General features: G+C 74.5%; 18 protein-coding genes. 9 read left to right on the top strand and 9 right to left on the bottom strand.

Translation table 11 applies throughout. From position 1 onward, the window contains the following. Positions 1-4: 4 nt before the first annotated feature. Positions 5-808, top strand: coding sequence for an SDR family oxidoreductase (locus tag BJP25_RS14285; RefSeq protein ID WP_075975411.1), 804 nt, complete (start codon positions 5-7; stop codon positions 806-808). Between the two features lie 74 nt (positions 809-882). After that, entirely contained in the window at positions 883-1,761 is an 879-nt protein-coding gene (locus BJP25_RS14280) for a helix-turn-helix transcriptional regulator (RefSeq protein WP_075975410.1), read from the top strand. A 61-nt stretch (positions 1,762-1,822) separates the two neighbouring features. On the opposite strand, the gene BJP25_RS14275 is transcribed toward BJP25_RS14280, so the two are convergent. Beyond that, positions 1,823-2,761 carry an NmrA/HSCARG family protein gene (locus BJP25_RS14275; protein ID WP_075975409.1) on the bottom strand — a complete coding sequence of 313 codons (939 nt, stop codon included), beginning with the start codon at positions 2,759-2,761 and terminating at the stop codon, positions 1,823-1,825. A 108-nt stretch (positions 2,762-2,869) separates the two neighbouring features. On the opposite strand from BJP25_RS14275, the gene BJP25_RS14270 reads away from it, so the two are divergent. Continuing rightward, on the top strand, positions 2,870-3,205 hold the full coding sequence (locus BJP25_RS14270) for a winged helix-turn-helix transcriptional regulator (RefSeq protein ID WP_075975408.1): 336 nt from the start codon (positions 2,870-2,872) through the stop codon (positions 3,203-3,205). A gap of 39 nt (positions 3,206-3,244) precedes the next feature. Here the strand turns inward: BJP25_RS14270 and BJP25_RS14265 are convergent, their stop codons facing one another. Beyond that, positions 3,245-4,141, bottom strand: coding sequence for a LysR family transcriptional regulator (locus BJP25_RS14265; RefSeq protein WP_075975407.1), 897 nt, complete (start codon positions 4,139-4,141; stop codon positions 3,245-3,247). 111 nt (positions 4,142-4,252) lie between these two features. Between BJP25_RS14265 and BJP25_RS14260 the strand changes: the two genes are divergently transcribed. Both BJP25_RS14260 and BJP25_RS14255 read left to right on the top strand, forming a co-directional pair. After that, on the top strand, positions 4,253-5,047 hold the full coding sequence (locus BJP25_RS14260) for an alpha/beta fold hydrolase (RefSeq protein ID WP_084794002.1): 795 nt from the start codon (positions 4,253-4,255) through the stop codon (positions 5,045-5,047). Further along, positions 5,047-5,601 carry a carboxymuconolactone decarboxylase family protein gene (locus BJP25_RS14255; RefSeq protein ID WP_075975405.1) on the top strand — a complete coding sequence of 185 codons (555 nt, stop codon included), beginning with the start codon at positions 5,047-5,049 and terminating at the stop codon, positions 5,599-5,601. The genes BJP25_RS14260 and BJP25_RS14255 overlap by 1 nt, the downstream gene beginning before the upstream one ends. Positions 5,602-5,959: 358 nt before the next feature. Here the strand turns inward: BJP25_RS14255 and BJP25_RS14250 are convergent, their stop codons facing one another. Beyond that, a complete protein-coding gene (locus tag BJP25_RS14250) occupies positions 5,960-6,745 on the bottom strand; it encodes a helix-turn-helix domain-containing protein (RefSeq protein ID WP_075975404.1) in 786 nt (261 codons plus the stop codon). A gap of 102 nt (positions 6,746-6,847) precedes the next feature. Between BJP25_RS14250 and BJP25_RS14245 the strand changes: the two genes are divergently transcribed. Next, complete coding sequence (locus BJP25_RS14245) at positions 6,848-7,891, top strand: SDR family oxidoreductase (protein ID WP_075975462.1); 1,044 nt, start codon at positions 6,848-6,850, stop codon at positions 7,889-7,891. On the opposite strand, the gene BJP25_RS14240 is transcribed toward BJP25_RS14245, so the two are convergent. Further along, positions 7,848-8,636: a helix-turn-helix transcriptional regulator gene (locus tag BJP25_RS14240; RefSeq protein ID WP_075975403.1), complete on the bottom strand. Its 789-nt coding sequence runs from the start codon at positions 8,634-8,636 to the stop codon at positions 7,848-7,850. The genes BJP25_RS14245 and BJP25_RS14240 overlap by 44 nt on opposite strands. A 50-nt stretch (positions 8,637-8,686) precedes the next feature. Between BJP25_RS14240 and BJP25_RS14235 the strand changes: the two genes are divergently transcribed. Beyond that, positions 8,687-9,115 carry a DUF2000 domain-containing protein gene (locus tag BJP25_RS14235; RefSeq protein ID WP_075975402.1) on the top strand — a complete coding sequence of 143 codons (429 nt, stop codon included), beginning with the start codon at positions 8,687-8,689 and terminating at the stop codon, positions 9,113-9,115. A gap of 105 nt (positions 9,116-9,220) precedes the next feature. On the opposite strand, the gene BJP25_RS14230 is transcribed toward BJP25_RS14235, so the two are convergent. From BJP25_RS14230 to BJP25_RS14210, 5 genes are read right to left on the bottom strand one after another with little or no spacing between them, the layout of a single operon-like run. Then, the gene (locus BJP25_RS14230) at positions 9,221-10,135 is read right to left on the bottom strand and encodes an NAD-dependent epimerase/dehydratase family protein (protein WP_075975401.1); all 915 of its coding nucleotides are present in this window, start codon (positions 10,133-10,135) and stop codon (positions 9,221-9,223) included. Between the two features lie 58 nt (positions 10,136-10,193). Beyond that, positions 10,194-10,757, bottom strand: a complete 564-nt coding sequence (locus BJP25_RS14225) for a TetR/AcrR family transcriptional regulator (protein WP_075975400.1) — start codon at positions 10,755-10,757, stop codon at positions 10,194-10,196. A 60-nt stretch (positions 10,758-10,817) separates the two neighbouring features. Then, the gene (locus BJP25_RS14220; RefSeq protein WP_075975399.1) at positions 10,818-12,185 is read right to left on the bottom strand and encodes an MFS transporter; all 1,368 of its coding nucleotides are present in this window, start codon (positions 12,183-12,185) and stop codon (positions 10,818-10,820) included. 52 nt (positions 12,186-12,237) lie between these two features. Further along, complete coding sequence (locus tag BJP25_RS14215; protein WP_075975398.1) at positions 12,238-13,113, bottom strand: ketopantoate reductase family protein; 876 nt, start codon at positions 13,111-13,113, stop codon at positions 12,238-12,240. A gap of 44 nt (positions 13,114-13,157) precedes the next feature. Continuing rightward, a complete protein-coding gene (locus BJP25_RS14210) occupies positions 13,158-14,732 on the bottom strand; it encodes a GMC oxidoreductase (protein WP_075975397.1) in 1,575 nt (524 codons plus the stop codon). A gap of 107 nt (positions 14,733-14,839) precedes the next feature. Between BJP25_RS14210 and BJP25_RS14205 the strand changes: the two genes are divergently transcribed. After that, on the top strand, positions 14,840-15,421 hold the full coding sequence (locus BJP25_RS14205; protein ID WP_075975396.1) for a TetR/AcrR family transcriptional regulator: 582 nt from the start codon (positions 14,840-14,842) through the stop codon (positions 15,419-15,421). Between the two features lie 338 nt (positions 15,422-15,759). Further along, positions 15,760-16,506 (top strand): ATP-binding protein (locus BJP25_RS14200; protein ID WP_143219072.1); only part of this gene is annotated, 747 nt, incomplete at its 3' end.

Here is a 16,506-nt window from a genome sequence, read left to right as displayed (position 1 = left end):
ACCCATGGCAGACAATCAGTTCACCGCTCACGCGGATCTGTTCGACCTGAGCGGCAAGCGCGCGCTCGTCACCGGTGGCACCAAGGGGATCGGGTTGATGATCGCGCGCGGACTCCTCCAGGCTGGTGCGCGCGTCATCATCAGCTCGCGCTCGGCGGACGCGTGCGCGGAGGCGGAGCGCGGGCTGTCGGAGTTCGGGGACGTCCGGGCGATCCCCGCTGACCTGTCCACGAGCGACGAGTGCCTGCGCCTCGCCGAGCTGGTGCTGGCGGAGTCGGAGCGGCTGGACGTCCTCGTCAACAACGCGGGTGCGATGTGGCGCGAGCCGCTGGAGGCGTTCCCGGCGGAGGCCTGGGAAGTGGTGCTGGACCTCAACCTCAAGGCCCCGTTCCGGTTGGTGCAGGCGCTGCTCCCGGCACTGCGCCGGGCGGGCACCGCCGACGACCCGGCCCGCGTGGTCAACATCGGCAGCATCGCCGCCATCCACGTGGCCGAGTCGCCCAACTACTCCTACGCGGCCAGCAAGGCGGCGCTCCACCAGCTCACCAGGGTGCTCGCGCGGGAGCTGGGCCCGCAGCACGTCACGGTCAACGCCGTGGCCCCGGGGCCGTTCCCGTCGCAGATGATGGCGGCCACGCTCGACGCCGTCGGGGACAGGATCGCGGCGAAGGCACCCCTGCGCAGGCTCGGCCGCGACGACGACATGGCGGGCGTCGCGGTGTTCCTCGCCTGCCGGGCCGGGGCCTACCTGACGGGCGCGGTCATCCCCGTCGACGGCGGCATCGCCACCACCGCCACGGGCACCTAGGCCGTGTCTCCCGATCCCGGCGGGGGTACTGGCAGGGCCTCCCTCCGCCTGCGGGCGCGGCCTAGGGTGGCGGGGTGGCCATCGACCTGCGCGTGGAGATCAAGGCGTTCCTCAGCTCACGTCGCGCCCGGATCTCGCCCGAGCGGGCCGGATTGCCCGCCTACGGCGGCAACCGCCGCGTCAAGGGCCTGCGGCGCGAGGAGGTCGCGCTCCTGGCGGGGGTGTCGGTGGACTACTACGTGCGCATGGAGCGCGGCAGCCTCGCGGGCGCCTCAGACGGCGTGCTCCACGCGCTGGCGTCGGCGTTGCAGCTCGACGAGGCCGAGCGCGACCACCTGTTCGACCTCGCGCGGCACTCCAGGACGCCCGCCCCGCGCCGCCCGCGGGGCGCGGGCAGGCTGCGCCCGGCCCTCCAGCAGGTGCTCGACGCCATCACCGGCGCGCCCGCGTGGATCTGCAACGGCCGCTACGACGTGCTGGCCACGAACCGGCTCGCCCGCGCGCTCCACTCACCGGTGCTGGCCGACCCGCGCCGCCCCGCCAACACCGCGCGGTTCGTCTACCTCGACCCCGACGCGGCGAGCACGTTCTTCGTCGACTACGAGAAGGTCACCCGCGACGTGGCGGCGAAGCTGCGCCGGGAAGCGGGCCGCAACCCCCACGACGACGAGCTGATCGCCCTCATCGGTGAGCTGTCGACCCGCAGCGAGCTGTTCCGCAGGCGGTGGGCCACCCAGGACGTGCGGCTCCAGCGCTCCGGCCGCAAGCGGTTGCACCACCCGGTGGTCGGCCGCCTCGACCTGGACGTCGAGTCGATGGAGCTGCCCGCCGGACCCGACCTGCTCCTCACCGTCTACACCGCACCCGCGGGCACGCCGACCGCGGACGCGTTGACCGTGCTGGCGTCCTGGGCGGCGGACCAGGAGGACCTGCCGACCCGAGCGCCCGGCTGACCGCCCGGCCCCGCCCGCAAGCCGTGTCCCCCGAGCGGGCTGCGCGGCAGGACCGAGGGGATCAGCGCAGCGCGACGGGGTTTCCCGCGGTGGTCCGGAGGGCTTGGTGAAGCAGGGGTGCTCCCGGGCCTGCGAGCCACGACCTCAGGTCGAGCAGGAAGGGGAACTCCGCCCGCAGCGCGTCGAGGTCGGCTCGACCGGCCAACGCGCCGTCGTCGATGAGGGCGGCGAGCTTGCCCAGCAGCGGGTCCGCGTCGAGCACGTCATCGGGGAGGCGGGCGTAGTCGACGGGGCGCCCGGCCGCCTCGGACAGGGCGGCGGCCACCTGCTCGCCCGACGCGGCGTCCCCGGCCAGCTCGATCGTGCGCCCGGCGAACCCGGCGGCGTCGGCGAAGGCGGCGGCGGCCACTCGCCCGATGTCGGCGACGGCGACGAGCTGCACGCGCTGGTCGGCGCGGTTGAGGAAGGTGAGGGTGCCGCCGCCGAGGGAGGTTCCCGGCAGCAGCAGGATCTCCATGAACGCGGCGGGCCGGAGGATGGTAGTCCAGATGGGCGCGCGCCGGACGTGGTCCTCGACCGCGGCCTTGGTGTCGAAGTGCCCGACCCCGGTGGGCGCGCCGCTGACGGCGTTCGCTGAGCTGTAGACCACGTGCGGCACACCGGCGCGTACCGCGGCGTCGACGACCCCGGTGCCGTAGGCGACCTCATCGCGGTCGGTCATGCCGCTCCCGGCTTGCCCCGAGCTGGGCTGCACGCTGAACACCCCTCGGGCGCCGGTGAACGCCGCCAGCAGGGAGTCCGGATCGGACTGGTCCGCGACGACGGTCCGCGCGCCGCGTGCCGACAGGGCGAGGGCCGCCGGGGCGTGCGGGTCGCGCACCACAGCGCGGACCGCGACGCCCTCGGCCAGCAGGGCGGAGACGACGGCGCCGCCTTGCTGGCCGGTGGCCCCCAGGACCGCGATGGGGCGGTCGTCGTCGTGTCGTCGCGTCGGGGTCATCTTCGTTCCTCCACCTCGCTGGGAGCCGGGCGCTGCCCGGCCTGTGCTTGCGACGGTAGGGCGCTGCTTCCTACCAAAGGGTAGGAAGCGGTGGCGCATACTGCTGGGGTGAGCGCCACCGAGCCGCTGGGAGCGGACTGCCACGTGCGCCTCGGCGCGGACCTGATCCGCCACACCTGGGACGCGGTCGTCCTGACCGTGCTGCGGTCGGGCCCAGCCCGTCGCGGCGACCTCATCGCCAGGATCGGCGGGGTCAGCGACAAGGTGGTGCACCAGTCCCTCGAACGCCTGCGGGCGCACGGGCTCGTCGTGCGGTCGAGCCCCCGCGGGCGGTACGAGTTGACCGCGGTCGGCTCGTCGTTCGCGGGTGGACCGCTGCTCGCGTTGGCCCGCTGGGCCGAAGAGCACCGCGACGACCTGCACGCCGCAGGAGGTCCGGCCTGACCTCAAGGCGGGTTCTCCCGGGCTGGGCGCCCACCGCGGTCAGCGCGGTGCGAGGTGCTGGTGCGCCAAGGCGATGAAGCGGCGGGCGGTGGCGGGCAGGGGGCGGTCGCGGGCGGTGAGCATCGAGACGGTGAACACCGGGTGCGGCGCCACGGTGATCAGCTCCGCGCGGACCGACCGCGGTGCGGAGGTCGGGGCGAGCAGCGCCACGCCCAGCCCCGCGCGGACCAGCTCGACGACGGTGGCGACGTCACCGACCTCCACGGCGACCTCGCGGTGCAGGCCGTGCGCGGCGCAGTGCCGGTCCACGCTCATCCGGCTGCCCCACGCCGCCGGGACGTCGATGAACCGCTCACCCGCCAGCTCCGCCAGGCGCACCCGGGACCGGCCCGCGAGGGGGTGACCGGGCGGGCAGAGCAGCTGGATGGGCTCGCTGGCCAGGTCGACCACGTCGAGGTCGGGGTGCTGCCCGCCGCGGGCCCCGCCGACCGCCGCGAAGGCCAGGTCGAGCCGGTGGTCGGCGACCGCCCCGGCCAACCCGGTCGAGCCGTCCGGGTGGGTGACCGGCGCGAGGCGCACGAGCGGGCGCTCGCGGTGGAAGGCGGTGATCAGCCCGGCCAGGTCGAAGCCGGGCAGGGAGTGCATGATCCCGATGCGCAGCGTTCCCGACGTGCCGTCGGCCAGGCCCGCGGCGGTGTCGCGCACCGCCTCCGCCGCCCGCAGCGCCGCCCGCGCCGGGCCCAGCAGCTCCCGACCCGCGGCGGTCAGCTCCACCCGCCGGGTGCTGCGCTCGAACAGCGGCACCCCCAGCTCGTGCTCCAGGCCGCGCACGGCCACCGACAGCGTCGACTGCACCAGGTGCAGCCGCGCCGCCGCGCCGGTGAAGCTGCCCACCTCCGCCACGGCGACGAAGTACTCCAGCGACCGCAACTCCACGTGGCCCCCCGTCATCAACAGGACGCATCAGTCCCATCGTAATTCATCGTTGGACAACATTAACCGGTCGGCGCGACCCTGGTGGTGCAGGACGGCACGAGGGAGGAACCGATGATCGAGACGAGCACGCGGCGCGCGGTGAACACCATCCGCACCGGACCCCGCGGGGGAACGCCGGTGGTGCTGGTGCACTCGGCGGGGCTGGACCTGACCTACTGGGACCACCAGGTCGCCGCGCTGGGGCAGGACCACGACGTCGTCGCGTTCGACCTGCCCGGCCACGGCGCCACCCCGGCCGACCCGGGGGACTGGGCCGGGGACGCGGTCGCCCGGGTCGTGCTCGACGTGCTGCGGGGGCTCGGCGGCCCGGTGCACCTGGTGGGGCTCTCGCTGGGCGGGATGCTGGCGCAGCTCGTCGCGGTCGCCGCACCCGAGCTGGTGGCGTCGCTGACCCTGCTCGACACCGCCGCGCGGTTCTCCGACGCGGGCCGGGCCGCGATGCGGGCCCGCGCGGCGACCGCCCGCGCCGAGGGGATGCCCGCGGTCCTCGACGGGCTGCTGGGGCACTGGTTCACCGCCGACACCCGCCGCCGCAGGCCCGACCTGGTCGACCGGGCGGTCAAGACCCTGCTGACCAGCGACCCCCTGGTGCACGCCGCGGTGTGGGACATGATCGCCGGGTTCGACCGCGCGTCCGACCTGCCCGCCATCACCTGCCCGACCCTGGTGGTGGTCGGCGAGCACGACTCCAGCTCACCCCTGTCCGCCGCCCGGGAACTGCGCGACGGCATCCCGGGGGCGCAGCTGCGCGTGGTCCCCGGCGCCGCGCACCTGTCCCCGCTGGAGAAGCCTGCCGTCGTCCACGCCCACCTCGCCGCCTTCCTCGCCAGTGCGGCGGTGGCGTGATGCCCGGCGTGGCGCGGATCCCGCTGCCTGAGCCCGAGGACCTGCGCGGTTGGCGGCGTGCGCAGCACGAGCGGTTCCCGTCCCACCTCACCCGGACCTTGGTGCTGCTCGACGAGCGCCTCGCCCGCGCGCTGCCTGACACCGCCAACGCGCTGCGCGCGGCGCACCTGGACGCCCAGTGGCGGGAGGGGATCATCCTGCGCGTGGCCGCGCTCACCGGCAGCGCTTACGAACGCGCCCAGCACCTTGATCAGGCGTACGCGTGCGGTTGGACTGAGGACCAGGTGCGCGCCATCGAGACCACGGGGGATGTGGCGGTCGGTGGTGCGGCGCTGCCTGCCGGGTTCGCTGTGGCGCTGGAGCTCGTGGACGCGTGCGTGGCCGGGCGGCCGGTGACCGATGCGCTGCTCGCGCGCGTTCGTGGTGTTCTCTCCGACCAGGACCTCGTCACGGTCATCGTCCTGGTTGGACATTACGTCACCGTGGCGAGGCTGACGGGGGTGTTGGGTCTGCTCCCCGACGGGGTCGCGGGCCCTTGGGACCGCGAGCACTGAGCTGGCTGGGTGGGTTGTCGGTGTTGGGTGGGTTCGCTTAGGTGCGTGGGTGGATCGGGGGGTTGGGTGGGTGGCCCGGTTGGGTGGATCCGCTTGGTCGGGGCCCCTACGGCGATCATGTGCTGCGGGCGGGGAAAAGGCGGGCTGAAAAGACGCCCGCCCGTCCCGTTGGGTAGCACATGATCGCCTCCCCCGACCAAGCGAATCCACCCAACCGGGCAGAGCCTGCTGCCCGGGCTCGGCTTGTGGGGGTGGTCGCCCTTTCCCGCAGAACGGGACCACCAGGCCGGGCAGGGTGCTGTCCCGGTTCGGCTTCATGGGGGTGGGGTGGGGGTTTTTGGTCAGAGTGGGGGGGTGGCTAGGTGGTGGGGGTGAGGGCGCGCACGGCTGCCTCCGAGGCCTTGTCCGGGGTGAGGAACATCAGGCGGTGGCCGGTGTCGTCGCTGGTTTCGAGGATGGAGAAGGTGAGGGTGAGGTCGCCCACCGGGTGGCGCAGGAGCTTCACCCCGTGGGTGCACTGGTGCACGGGCCGGTCGGACCAGAGGTCGGCGAACTCGGGGCTGTGGATGACCAGGTCGCCGATGAGGTGGGCCAGGTCGGGGGTGTCGGGCCAGCGGCCCGCGACCATGCGCAGGGAGGCCACGGCGCGTCGGGCCTCGGTGGGCCACTCCTGGTGCAGGGCGCGCACGCGCGGGTCGAGGAACAGCAGGCGCAGCAGGTTGGGGGTGGAGTCGAAGGGCAGGTGCGGGGCGTAGAGGGCGTGCGCCGACGGGTTCCAGGCGACCACGTCGGTGCGGCGGTTCAAGGCCAGGACGGGGTGCGCGGTGGCGTCGACGAGGGCGGCCAGGTCGGGGCGGAGGGGGGCGGTGACCGGGGTGCGGGGGCGGGCCAGGTCGTGCAGGTGGGTGCGCTCGTCGGGGTCGAGGCGCAGGGCCCGGGCGAGGGCGTCGAGGACGCCGGGGGAGGCGTTGGCGCTGTGGCCCTGCTCCAGGCGGGTGTAGTAGGCGGGGCTGACGCCCGCGGCCAGGGCCAGTTCCTCGCGGCGCAGGCCGGGGACGCGGCGGGTGCCGTGCGAGGGCAGCGACAGGTCGGCGGGGTCCAGGCGCGAGCGCCGGGAGCGCAGGAAGTCGCCGAGTTCGGTCATGGGCCCAGTGTGCCCCACCGGGGCGGCGGTCAGCCTGACCCTGCGGGTGGTAGGCACGGCCGGGGCTGGTTGGCGGTCGCGCGGGCGGGCAGCGTCGGGGGCATGAGAACCGCACTCGTCACCGGTGCCCACGGCGTGATCGGCGCCGGGCTCGTCGCCCACCTGCGGTCCCTGCCGGACTGGGACGTCATCACCGTCGCCAGGACCAGGGCCGACATCACCGTCGACCTGCTCGACGCCGCCGCGGCGCGCGACGCCCTCGGCGGCACCGGGGCCACGCACGTCTTCCACGCCGCCTACCAGGACCGGCCGACGTGGCGGGAGCTGGTGGCGCCCAACCTGGCCATGCTGGTCAACACCGTCGAGGCGGTGGAGTCGCCCGCGCTGCGCCACGTCAGCCTGATGCAGGGCTACAAGGTCTACGGGGCGCACCTGGGCCCGTTCCGCACGCCCGCGCGGGAGGACGACGCCGGGCACATGCCGCCGGAGTTCAACCTCGACCAGCAGGCGTTCCTGGAGTCGCGCAGCGGGGCGTGGACGTGGTCGGCGATGCGGCCGTCGGTGGTGTGCTCCACCGCCCTGGGCAACCCCATGAACCTCGTCGCCGCGCTCGCCGTGTACGCCACGATCAGCAAGGAGCTGGGGGTGCCGCTGCGCTTCCCCGGCAAGCCCGGCGCCTACGACAGCCTGCTGGAGGTCACCGACGCGGGCCTGCTCGCCCACGCGACGGTGTGGGCCGCCACCACCCCGGAGTGCGCCGACCAGGCGTTCAACGTGGCCAACGGCGACCTGTTCCGGTGGAGCAGGCTGTGGCCGCGCATCGCCGCGGAGTTCGAGGTGCCCCTGGGCGACCCGCTGCCGATGTCGCTGGCCGACGTGATGTCGGACAAGGAGCCGGTGTGGGACCGGATCGTCGCCGCGCACGGGCTGCGGCCCACCCCCTACGCCGACGTGTCCAGCTGGGCGTTCGCGGACGCGGTGTTCTCCTGGGACTACGACTTCCTGGCCGACGGCTCCCGCGCGCGCAGGCTCGGGTTCACCGAGTTCGTCGACACCGAGGCGATGTTCGCCGGGCTGTTCGACCGGCTGCGCGCCGAGCGCGTCATCCCCGGAACCGCGACGGGGGCACGCCGAGCATCCGCTTGAAGTGGCGGGTCAGGTGCGACTGGTCGTAGAAGCCCGCCGCGGCGGCCACCTCGGCCGGGCGCACCCCGTCGAGCAGCAGCCGCCGCGCCAGGTCGACCCGCCGCCCGGTGAGGTAGCGGTGCGGCGGGAGCCCGAACTCGGCGCTGAACGCCCGCACCAGGTGCACCGGGTGCGCGTGCAGGGCGGCCGAGGCGTCCGCGAGGGCCACCCCCGGCACGGTGTTCGCGTCGAGCAGGTCGCGCAGCCTGCGGGCCAGCCCCGGGTCCCGGTGGGCGGGGGCCGGGGTGGCCCGCCGGTCCAGGTGCAGGCCCAGGCGCTCGCGGATGAGGGCCAGCCTGCTCTCGGCCTCCAGCCCGCCCCGGCCCGGGGCCAGCACCCGGTGCAGCTGGTCGAGCCGGGCGCGCAGCACCCGGTCGGCCAGGGCGGGGGAGTCGACCGCCGCCCCGGCCAGCCCGGGGTCGAGCACGTCGGTCTCCAGGTACAGCACGCGCTTGCCGAACCCCTCCGCGGTGGCGTTGCGCCCGTCGTGCGGCACGTGCGGGGGCAGCAGGGTCACGTGCGAGGTCAGCGCGCCGTGCTCGTGGTGGTCCAGGTCGTAGCGCACCGCGCCGGAGTCAATGATCAGCACGGTCCAGGCGTCGTGGGTGTGCGCGGGGTAGGCGTGCTCGGCGAATCGGGCGTGCAGCACCTCCCGCACCCCGGGCAGGTCCGGCCGCCAGGCAGCGACCTCGCTCCGCTCGGGCACGCTAAGACTGTACAAGACCGGACCCCCGCGTCCGGGCCACGCTGGCCACCGTGGAACCCCAGACAGACACCCGCCCCGCCACCAAGTTCGCGGTCCTGCTGCGCGACGACCTGCTGCCCTGGCAGGAGTTGAACGTCACCGCGTTCCTGGTCAGCGGGCTCACCGCCGCCCACCCCGACCGCGTCGGGGACCCCTACGAGGACGCCGACGGCACCGAGTACCTGCCCATGCTCGGCCAACCCGTCCTCGTGCTGCAGGGGACGAAGGAGGTCATCACCACCGCCCACCGGCGCGCGGTCGACCGGGGCCTGCTGATCACCGTGTTCACCGCCGACCTCTTCGCCACCGGCGACGACCAGGCCAACCGCGCCGCCGTCCGCGCCGTCCCCCGCGCCCACCTCGACCTGGTCGGCATCGGCCTGCACGCCCCCCGCAACGCCGCCGACAAGGTCCTCAAAGGCGCGCGCATGCACCCGTAGGTCCCGTCGCCCGCCCCGGTGTCACGGCCGTGGTGGCAGGTCGGGGACGCTGCCGGGTGGGGACGCTGCCGGGTGGGGACAAAGGGGCGGGTTTGCGGGACAACCTCACGCGCGGTACCAGTCGAGGGTCTGCTTGAGGCCGTCGACGAAGGGGACGGGGGTGAGGTCGAACGCCTCGGCCACGGCCGTGCAGTCGACGACCTGCGGTTCGAGGTACTGGTAGAACAGTTCCGCGTACTCGGACATGAAGCCCGCGTCGAACGGGCCCCAGGCCTGCGTCGTCGGTCCGGGGAGGACGTTCGCCTCGACCGGGTGGCCCACCAGGTCCGCGATGAGCGCGTGCACCTGCCGGGTGGAGAACTCCGAGACCGTCGGGACGTGCCAGGCGCGGCCCAGGGCCCGCTCCTGGTCCCCGAGCGTGGCCAGGGTCCTGGCGACGTCCTCGATGTGGGAGTAGGCGTGCGGCAGGTCGATGTCCCCCAGGGCGAAGGCGGGCTGCCCGTGCAGCACCGGGAGGAACACCGCGGCGCCGAGGGCGGAGTTGGTGACGCGGGGGCCGTAGAAGTCGGCGGCGCGGGCGATGGCCACCTCCGCGACCCCCGCGTCGTGCGCGTCGAGGTAGCGGGCGGCGATGGCCGCGCGGATCCTGCCCTTGCGGGTGGTCGCCGCGTGCGGGGTCTGCTCCGTCATGGGTCGCCCGCCGGTGGGGCCGTACATGTAGAGCGTGTCCGTCACGACCAGGCGGGCGTTCTCGCCCGCGGCCAGGAAGCCCTCCTGCATCCGGGGGAGCAGCTCGTCCCACTGGTGGTACGGGGCGTGGGCGCAGTTGTAGACCACCTCGGCCTCGCGGCCCAGGGCGCGCATGGCGGCCACGTCGGTCACGTCCGCCGCCCGCACCTCGACCCCCTCGGGCACGGCGGCCTCGCCCGCCCGGTTGAGCGCGACGACCTCGCGGCCGCGGGCGCGGAGCTCGTCGACCAGGGCCAGTCCGGCGGGGCCGGTTCCGATGACAGCGTGCACAGCGGTACCTCCAGGGTAAGAGTGGTCAATCACTCACACTTGCGGACGGAAAAGCGCCTCAGTAGTGGCGCAGGTTCAGGCCCAGGGTGCGGGCCCACGGCGCGTCGACCTGCTCGGCGCCGATGGCGGTGTAGAGGTTGCACAGCTGCCCGGTCGCGAAGAACCGCTGCACCTGCTCGGGGCTCGCCCCGGACACGGCGCGGGCGTACTCGACCTGCTTGGCGAGGTGGGCCCGGACCGCGTCGCCGATGGCCGGGACGCTGGCGGCGCACTCGGCCTGCCTGAGCACCATGAGCAGGTCCCGGTCGACGATCAGCCGCGCGTACGCGTCGCCCATCGCCGCCAGGACCTCCTCGGGGTCGGTGGACCTCGCCGCCGCCGCGCCGTCGGACATGCACCGCGCCATCACCTGCGAGCAGTGCTCGATCACGGCGACGAACAGCGCCTCCTTGTCGGGGAACAGCCGGTACAGGTAGGCCTGGGAGATCCCGGCCTCCTTGGCGACCTCGGTGGTGGTCGTCCCGTAGTACCCCTTGGCCGCGAACGCGTGGATCGCGGTGCGCAGCACGGTCTTGCGCCGCTCGTCGGCTGTCGAGAGCACCCGCTCCTTGCTCGTGGCCATGGGAGTAATAAACCACTCACACTTCGCCCTGTCAACCCCGCCGGTCGACCCGCCCGTCGATCACGCGGTCGGGGCGCCCACCCGGCGCAGCGAGCGGTCGGCCAGGGACACCACGACCAGGAGCCCGGCGACGCCCAGCAGCAACCAGGACATCCCGTGCAGGCCCGCGGTGCCCGCCCCGTTGTGGAAGAAGGCGGCTGTGACGGCCGCGGACACCAGGGCGCCCAGGTACGTGCACGTCCGGAGCAGCCCGGCGGAGGCCCCCATCCGCTCGGCGTCGGCCTGGGCGTAGAGCGCGTTCTGGTTCGCCAACCCGTTGAGCCCCTGCGGGATGCCCACCAGGACGCCGATCCCCGCGAGCACCCACACCGGACTGCTCCCGTCCACGACCAGCAAGCCCAAGCAGGCCAACACCTGCACCACCCCGCCCACCACCAGCTTCCCGCGCACCCTGGCGCTGCGCCCGGTGACGGCCGTGGCGAGGATCGCCGCGCCCGACATCGGCAGCATCGCCAGCCCGGCGCCCTGCGGCGACAGCCCCCTCCCGTGCTCCAACCACTGCGTGAACCCGTACAGGTAGGCGTAAGCCGTGATGTAGGAGAGGACCTGGCGCAGGTAGGTCAGCAGCAGTGGGCGGTTGCCCGCGAGCACCCGCAGGTCCAGGAACGGGCTGGCCATCCCCAACTCCCGCCGGGCGAACAGGGCGGCCAGGCCGACCGCCACCACCGCCAAGGGGAGCGTCGTCAGCCCGGGCAGCATCAGGAACAGCATGAGCGACGTCAGCGCCGCGGCGAACAGCGCCATCCCCGTCACGTCGATCCCGTGGTGCCCGCCGCGGTGGGTCCTGGGCAGCCACAGCCACCCCAGCGCCAGGCACGCCAGCGACAGCGGCACGTTGATCGCGAAGATCAGGTGCCAGCCGCCCACCCCGATGAGGAACCCGCCCAGCGTCGGCCCGATCGCCGAGATCACCTGGCTGGACGCCGACAGGGTGGCCAGCACCCCGGCCGGGCTGGCCATCCCGGTGCGCTCGGCCTCGGTGCGCAGCAGCGACATCGACGCCGGGAACGCCGCCGACGTGCCGAAGCCCAGCAGCACCCTGGCCAGCACGAGCACCCACAACCGCGGCGCGAGGACCCCCAGCACCCCGGCGACCCCGACCAGCCCGGTGCCGAGCAGGTAGAGCGGGCGCGGGCCGAAGGCGTCGACGAGCCTGCCGATCACCGGCTGCCCGACCGCGGTGGCCAGGTAGAGGCCGGTGACCAGCCACGCCGTCTCCGACGGGGGAGCGCCGAAGGCGATGCCGATGGGCACCAGGGCCACGGCCAGCATCGAGGAGTTGACCGGGTTGAGCGCCGAGCCGAGCACCATCGGCGCGATCAGCCGCCGGTCGAACCGCTGCCGCACCCGCATCCCCGTCCGCGCCATGCCCCCCACGGTAGGTTCGACAGCTTGGACTGTCCAGTTGCAGCTGTCTACATCACGTCCGGTTGACCACGCCGAGCAGGGCGTTCACCGTGCGGTGGGTGGGGACGGGCAGGCCGTGCCGGTCGGCGGCGCGCAGGACCGCCCCGGTCAGCGCGTCGTTCTCCAGCGGCGACCCCGCCTCCCGGTCCTGGAGCATGCTGCTGGTCGCGCCGTCGGCCAGCCCGCGCAACCAGGCCAGCGCGCCCGCCACGGCGTCGTCGGGCAGGTCGGCGCCCTCGGCCCGGCCCACCGCCACCGCCTCGGTCAGCAGCGCCTCGGCCACGGCGCCGACGTGCTCGTCGCGCAGCACCTCCGCCCGCCTGCCGGTGAGCGCGGTGATGGGGTTGCCGGTGACGTTGAGCAGCAGCTTCGTCCAGAGCGCGGTGGTGAAGTCCGAGGTGGTCGCGACCCGCAGGTCCGCGCCGGCGAACCGCCCCGCCACGGCGCGCGCGGCGTCGTCGTCGGGCAGCAGCAGGTCCGGCCCGGGGGTGGAGCGGACCGAGGTGCGGTCGACGGCGGTGCGCTCGGCGTTGAGGTAGGCGATCGCGGGGACGATCGCGGCGGGCCCGGTGAAGGGGGCCAGGCGCTCGCGGTGCTCGACGCCGTTCTGCGCGACCAGCACGGTGGTGCCCTCGGCGCACAGCACCCGCAGCGCCCCGGCCAGCTCCGGGGTCTGGTGCGCCTTGACCGCGACGACGACCAGCTCCGCGGGCCCGGTCGGCACCGGCTCGTGGGCGACCGGGTGGGTGCTGGTCGTCGTCGGCGTGGTCAGGGTGATCGAGGTCCGCGGGCGCCCGCCGACGAGGGTGACGGGGTGCCCGGTGGAGTCGAGGTGCGCGGCGAGCGCCATGCCGATGGCGCCCGCGCCGAGGATCGCGGTCGGTGTCACCCGCCGATTCTCACCCCGGCCGCGCGGGGTGGTCAGCGGGGTGGTCAGATCACCGTGCCGACGTCCTTGCGCACGATCTCGTCCAGCGCCCGCTCGGCCACCGCGGCGATCGTCATCGACGGGTTGCAGGCGGCGCTGGTGCCCGGCATGAGCGCGCCGTCGAGCACGTACAGGCCGCGGTGCCCGCGCACCCGCCCCTCCAGGTCGCAGACGATGCCCATGCTCGCCCCGCCCAGCGGGTGCCAGGTGTTGGGGGCGATGCCGGTGGTGTCGATGAGCGTCGACAGCGGGCCCGCGACGGCGGTGATGCGCTCGTGGATGCGCTTGCTCAGCGGCGCGTCGGCCTTGGTGTCCCACTGGAGCACGGCGTCGTCGGTGCGCGCGTCGTAGGTGAACCTGCCCCGGCCCGCGCTGACGCCGTAGCCGACGAGCATCGTCGTGCGCAGGTTCGGCAGCGGGGGCAGCGACGCCTGGATGACGGTGTTGGCGGTGGCCGGGTCGTCCCACTCCTTGCTGCCGTAGACCACCGGGCCGCCCTGCGGGGCGCCGAAGTCCTCGGCCAGGGTGGTCCAGGTGTAGATGCGGTCGCCGTTGGAGCCCCAGTTGGTGCCCAGGCCGTCCGGGAGGTCCGGGATGGCGCCCTTGGCCGCGGCGCGCATGAGCAGCTTGGTGGTGCCCGCCTGGCCCGCCGCCATGACCAGGGTCCCCGCGGTGATCACCTTCTGCTCGACCACCGCGCCGCCGGTGGTGAGCCGGTCGACGCGCACCTCCCAGCGGCCGTCGGGCAGCTTCGCCACGTCGGTGACCTTGTGCAGGGTCGCGACCGTGCACAGCCCGGTGGCCTCGGCCGCGGCGATGTAGGTGACGTCGACGGAGTGCTTGCCGCCGTTGTTGACGCCCATCGCGCAGTCGCCGTTGGTGTAGGAGGGCTTGAGCTCGCCGGTCAGCTCGCGCAGCGCGAAGCTCCAGTCGATCGGCATGGGGATCTTCTCGACGGAGAACCCCGCGCGCTGGGCGTTCCTGGCGAAGATGCGCGACGCCTTGTAGGTCTTGCTGGCGATCAGCTCGTCCGGCGCGGTCTGCAACCCCAACACCCGCGCGACCCTCGGGTAGTGCACCCGGTTCATCAGGTCCCAGTCCAGCTGCTCGGGGAAGCAGGAGTTGAAGACCTCCTTCGCGGGCTGGAGGGTCATGCCCTGGTACACCAGCGACCCGCCGCCGACGCCCGCCGCGCACATGATGTCCATGCCCTTGCCCGCCACGCGCTCCAGCAGCCCGGTGTAGCGCTCGAAGGGCACGTCCGGCAGGAACGGAAGCGACGGCGCCGACCCCAACCAGAACAGCCGCTTGTCCGGCGAGGTGGCGTGCGGGAACGTCTCGGCGTTGGGCCCGCTCGGCCAGCGCAGGCCGCGTTCGAGGACCAGCACGGGCACCCCGGCCTGGGTCAGGCGCAGCGCCGAGACGCCGCCGCCGAAGCCGGAGCCGATGATCACGACCCGGTGCTCCTCGCGGGTGGTGCGGACGCGGTTGGCCGCGATGCCGGTGCCCGCTCCCACCAGGGTCAGGCCGGTGGCGGCGGCGGCGCCGCGCAGGACGGAGCGGCGGTTGACCGTGGGCATCGTCGGTGACCTCCCGGTGGGTGCTGGTTCGTCACGCACGGTAGGCAGGGCATCCGAGAGAAGGAACTCGTTGTCCATCTCACTACCCGCCGGTAGGGTCCTGGGGCATGCGTGGGATCGGGTCCCCGGCGCCGCGACCCCGGCGGGTCGACGCCCGCCGCAACCGGGAGGCGATCCTGCGCGCGGCCGACGAGGCGTACCGCACCCCCGGTGTCGAGGTGACGCTGGAGGAGGTCGCCCGGCGGGCGGGCCTGGGCCGCGCCACCGTCTACCGGCACTTCGCCGACCGCCGCACCCTCGCCTACGCCGTGGCCCACTTCCACCTGTGCGCGCTCGACGAGCTGGCCAGGTCCGAGATCACCTTCCGCGAGCTGCTGGCGGCGATCCTCACCGAGCAGGTCGCCCGCCGCTCGCTGGTCACGGTGTTCCGCGACCTGCCCACCGGTGAGCAGCACCGGTTGGTCCGGGCGCTGATGGACGTGCTCGGCCCGGCCTTCCGGCGCGCGCAGGCCGCGGGCGAGGTGCGCGCCGACGTCGAGCCCGGTGACCTGGAGCTGGTGTTCGAGATGGTCGAGGGCGCGATGGAGACCGGCCCCCGGGAGACCAGGCGCGACCACCCCACCCAGCGGCTGATCAAGGTGATCGTCGATGGGCTGTTCGTCACCCCGGACCCGGCGCTGCGCGGCTGACCCGGCCCGCCGCCGCGCCGCGCCCGACCGTCCTCAGTGGACGTGAAAGTTCTTTCGCGCAGGTCACTGGACGCGCGGTGGGACCCCCGTCGGACCCGGCCGCGGGTCGGGGCCTGCTCGGGTCCTCTGTGGAACCCGGTGAGGGTCCCTCACCCCGCGCGGGTCCAAGGTGGAGGGGCACGGCGGGCGCCCGCCACCCCCCGTACCCTGGCGCGTGTCACCCGTTGGGTTGATCTCCGGTCGTGCCGCCTGGCCTGCGCCACCCGGGGGGGTGTGGAGTGCACGGGGCGGTCCAGCTGGTCGCTCGGCAGGACCGGCAGGCATCGGGGGGCACGCGCATGGGCAGCCCGTCCGACCCGGACCGGGGCGGGGCACCGGTCGGGCGCGGACCGCAGGTGGCGGTGCTGCTCGCCTGCCTGGCCGCGGTGCGCGGCGGGGCGCCGCGGGTGCTGCGGGTGCGCGGCCAGGCCGGGTCCGGGCGCACCTCGCTGCTGCGCTGGGCGCTGGGCTCCGCGCCGGACGTCGTCGGGGTCTGGGTGCCCGGCCACCCCGACGAGCGCGAGCTGCCCGGGGAGGCCGCCCGGCAGGTGCTGCGCGGCCTCGGCGTCGACGACGACCTGCCCGCCACCGCGCCCGCCGCGGGCGACCGGCTGCTCGCGGCGCTGCTGGAGGCCCAGCGGCGCACCCCGGTCGCGGTGGTGCTCGACGACGCCGAGCACGTCGACGACGAGTCGTTGCGCGCCTTCGGGCACCTGGTGCGCAGGCTGCGCTCCGGCCGGGTGCTGGTCGCGGTGACCACCGGCGGCGGCGAGACCCCGCTGCTGGGCCACCAGCCCGCCGCGCGCGCCGCGCAGGCCAGGGTGGCCGGGCAGCTCGGCGGCACGGCGGTGCCGCCGGTGCTGGTGGAGCTGCCACCGCTCGACGTCGCCGCGGTCGCGGAGCTGGCGGGCGGGGCCGAGCCGGAGCTGCTGGAGCGGTTGGTGCGCTTCGGGGCGGGCAACCCGGCCCTGCTGCTGGCCATCGCCGCCGAGGCCGAGCTGGCCGGGCCGTTCGCCCCGCCGGTGCCCACCGCCGTGCTCGACCCC

The sequence above is a fragment of the Actinokineospora bangkokensis genome (genome assembly GCF_001940455.1).
GTDB lineage: Bacteria > Actinomycetota > Actinomycetes > Mycobacteriales > Pseudonocardiaceae > Actinokineospora > Actinokineospora bangkokensis.
The sequence above is the reverse complement of the archived record's forward strand: the minus strand, read 5'-3'. Positions and strand labels throughout refer to the sequence as shown.

What these genes read in the sequence shown, in the direction of transcription:
- BJP25_RS14285 (WP_075975411.1), top strand. Translation starts at nt 5, where the DNA reads ATGGCAGACAATCAGTTCACCGCTCACGCGGATCTGTTCGACCTGAGC.
- BJP25_RS14275 (WP_075975409.1), bottom strand. Translation starts at nt 2,761, where the DNA reads ATGACCCCGACGCGACGACACGACGACGACCGCCCCATCGCGGTCCTG.
- BJP25_RS14260 (WP_084794002.1), top strand. Translation starts at nt 4,253, where the DNA reads ATGATCGAGACGAGCACGCGGCGCGCGGTGAACACCATCCGCACCGGA.
- BJP25_RS14255 (WP_075975405.1), top strand. Translation starts at nt 5,047, where the DNA reads ATGCCCGGCGTGGCGCGGATCCCGCTGCCTGAGCCCGAGGACCTGCGC.
- BJP25_RS14250 (WP_075975404.1), bottom strand. Translation starts at nt 6,745, where the DNA reads ATGACCGAACTCGGCGACTTCCTGCGCTCCCGGCGCTCGCGCCTGGAC.
- BJP25_RS14245 (WP_075975462.1), top strand. Translation starts at nt 6,848, where the DNA reads ATGAGAACCGCACTCGTCACCGGTGCCCACGGCGTGATCGGCGCCGGG.
- BJP25_RS14225 (WP_075975400.1), bottom strand. Translation starts at nt 10,757, where the DNA reads ATGGCCACGAGCAAGGAGCGGGTGCTCTCGACAGCCGACGAGCGGCGC.
- BJP25_RS14220 (WP_075975399.1), bottom strand. Translation starts at nt 12,185, where the DNA reads ATGGCGCGGACGGGGATGCGGGTGCGGCAGCGGTTCGACCGGCGGCTG.
- BJP25_RS14210 (WP_075975397.1), bottom strand. Translation starts at nt 14,732, where the DNA reads ATGCCCACGGTCAACCGCCGCTCCGTCCTGCGCGGCGCCGCCGCCGCC.
- BJP25_RS14205 (WP_075975396.1), top strand. Translation starts at nt 14,840, where the DNA reads ATGCGTGGGATCGGGTCCCCGGCGCCGCGACCCCGGCGGGTCGACGCC.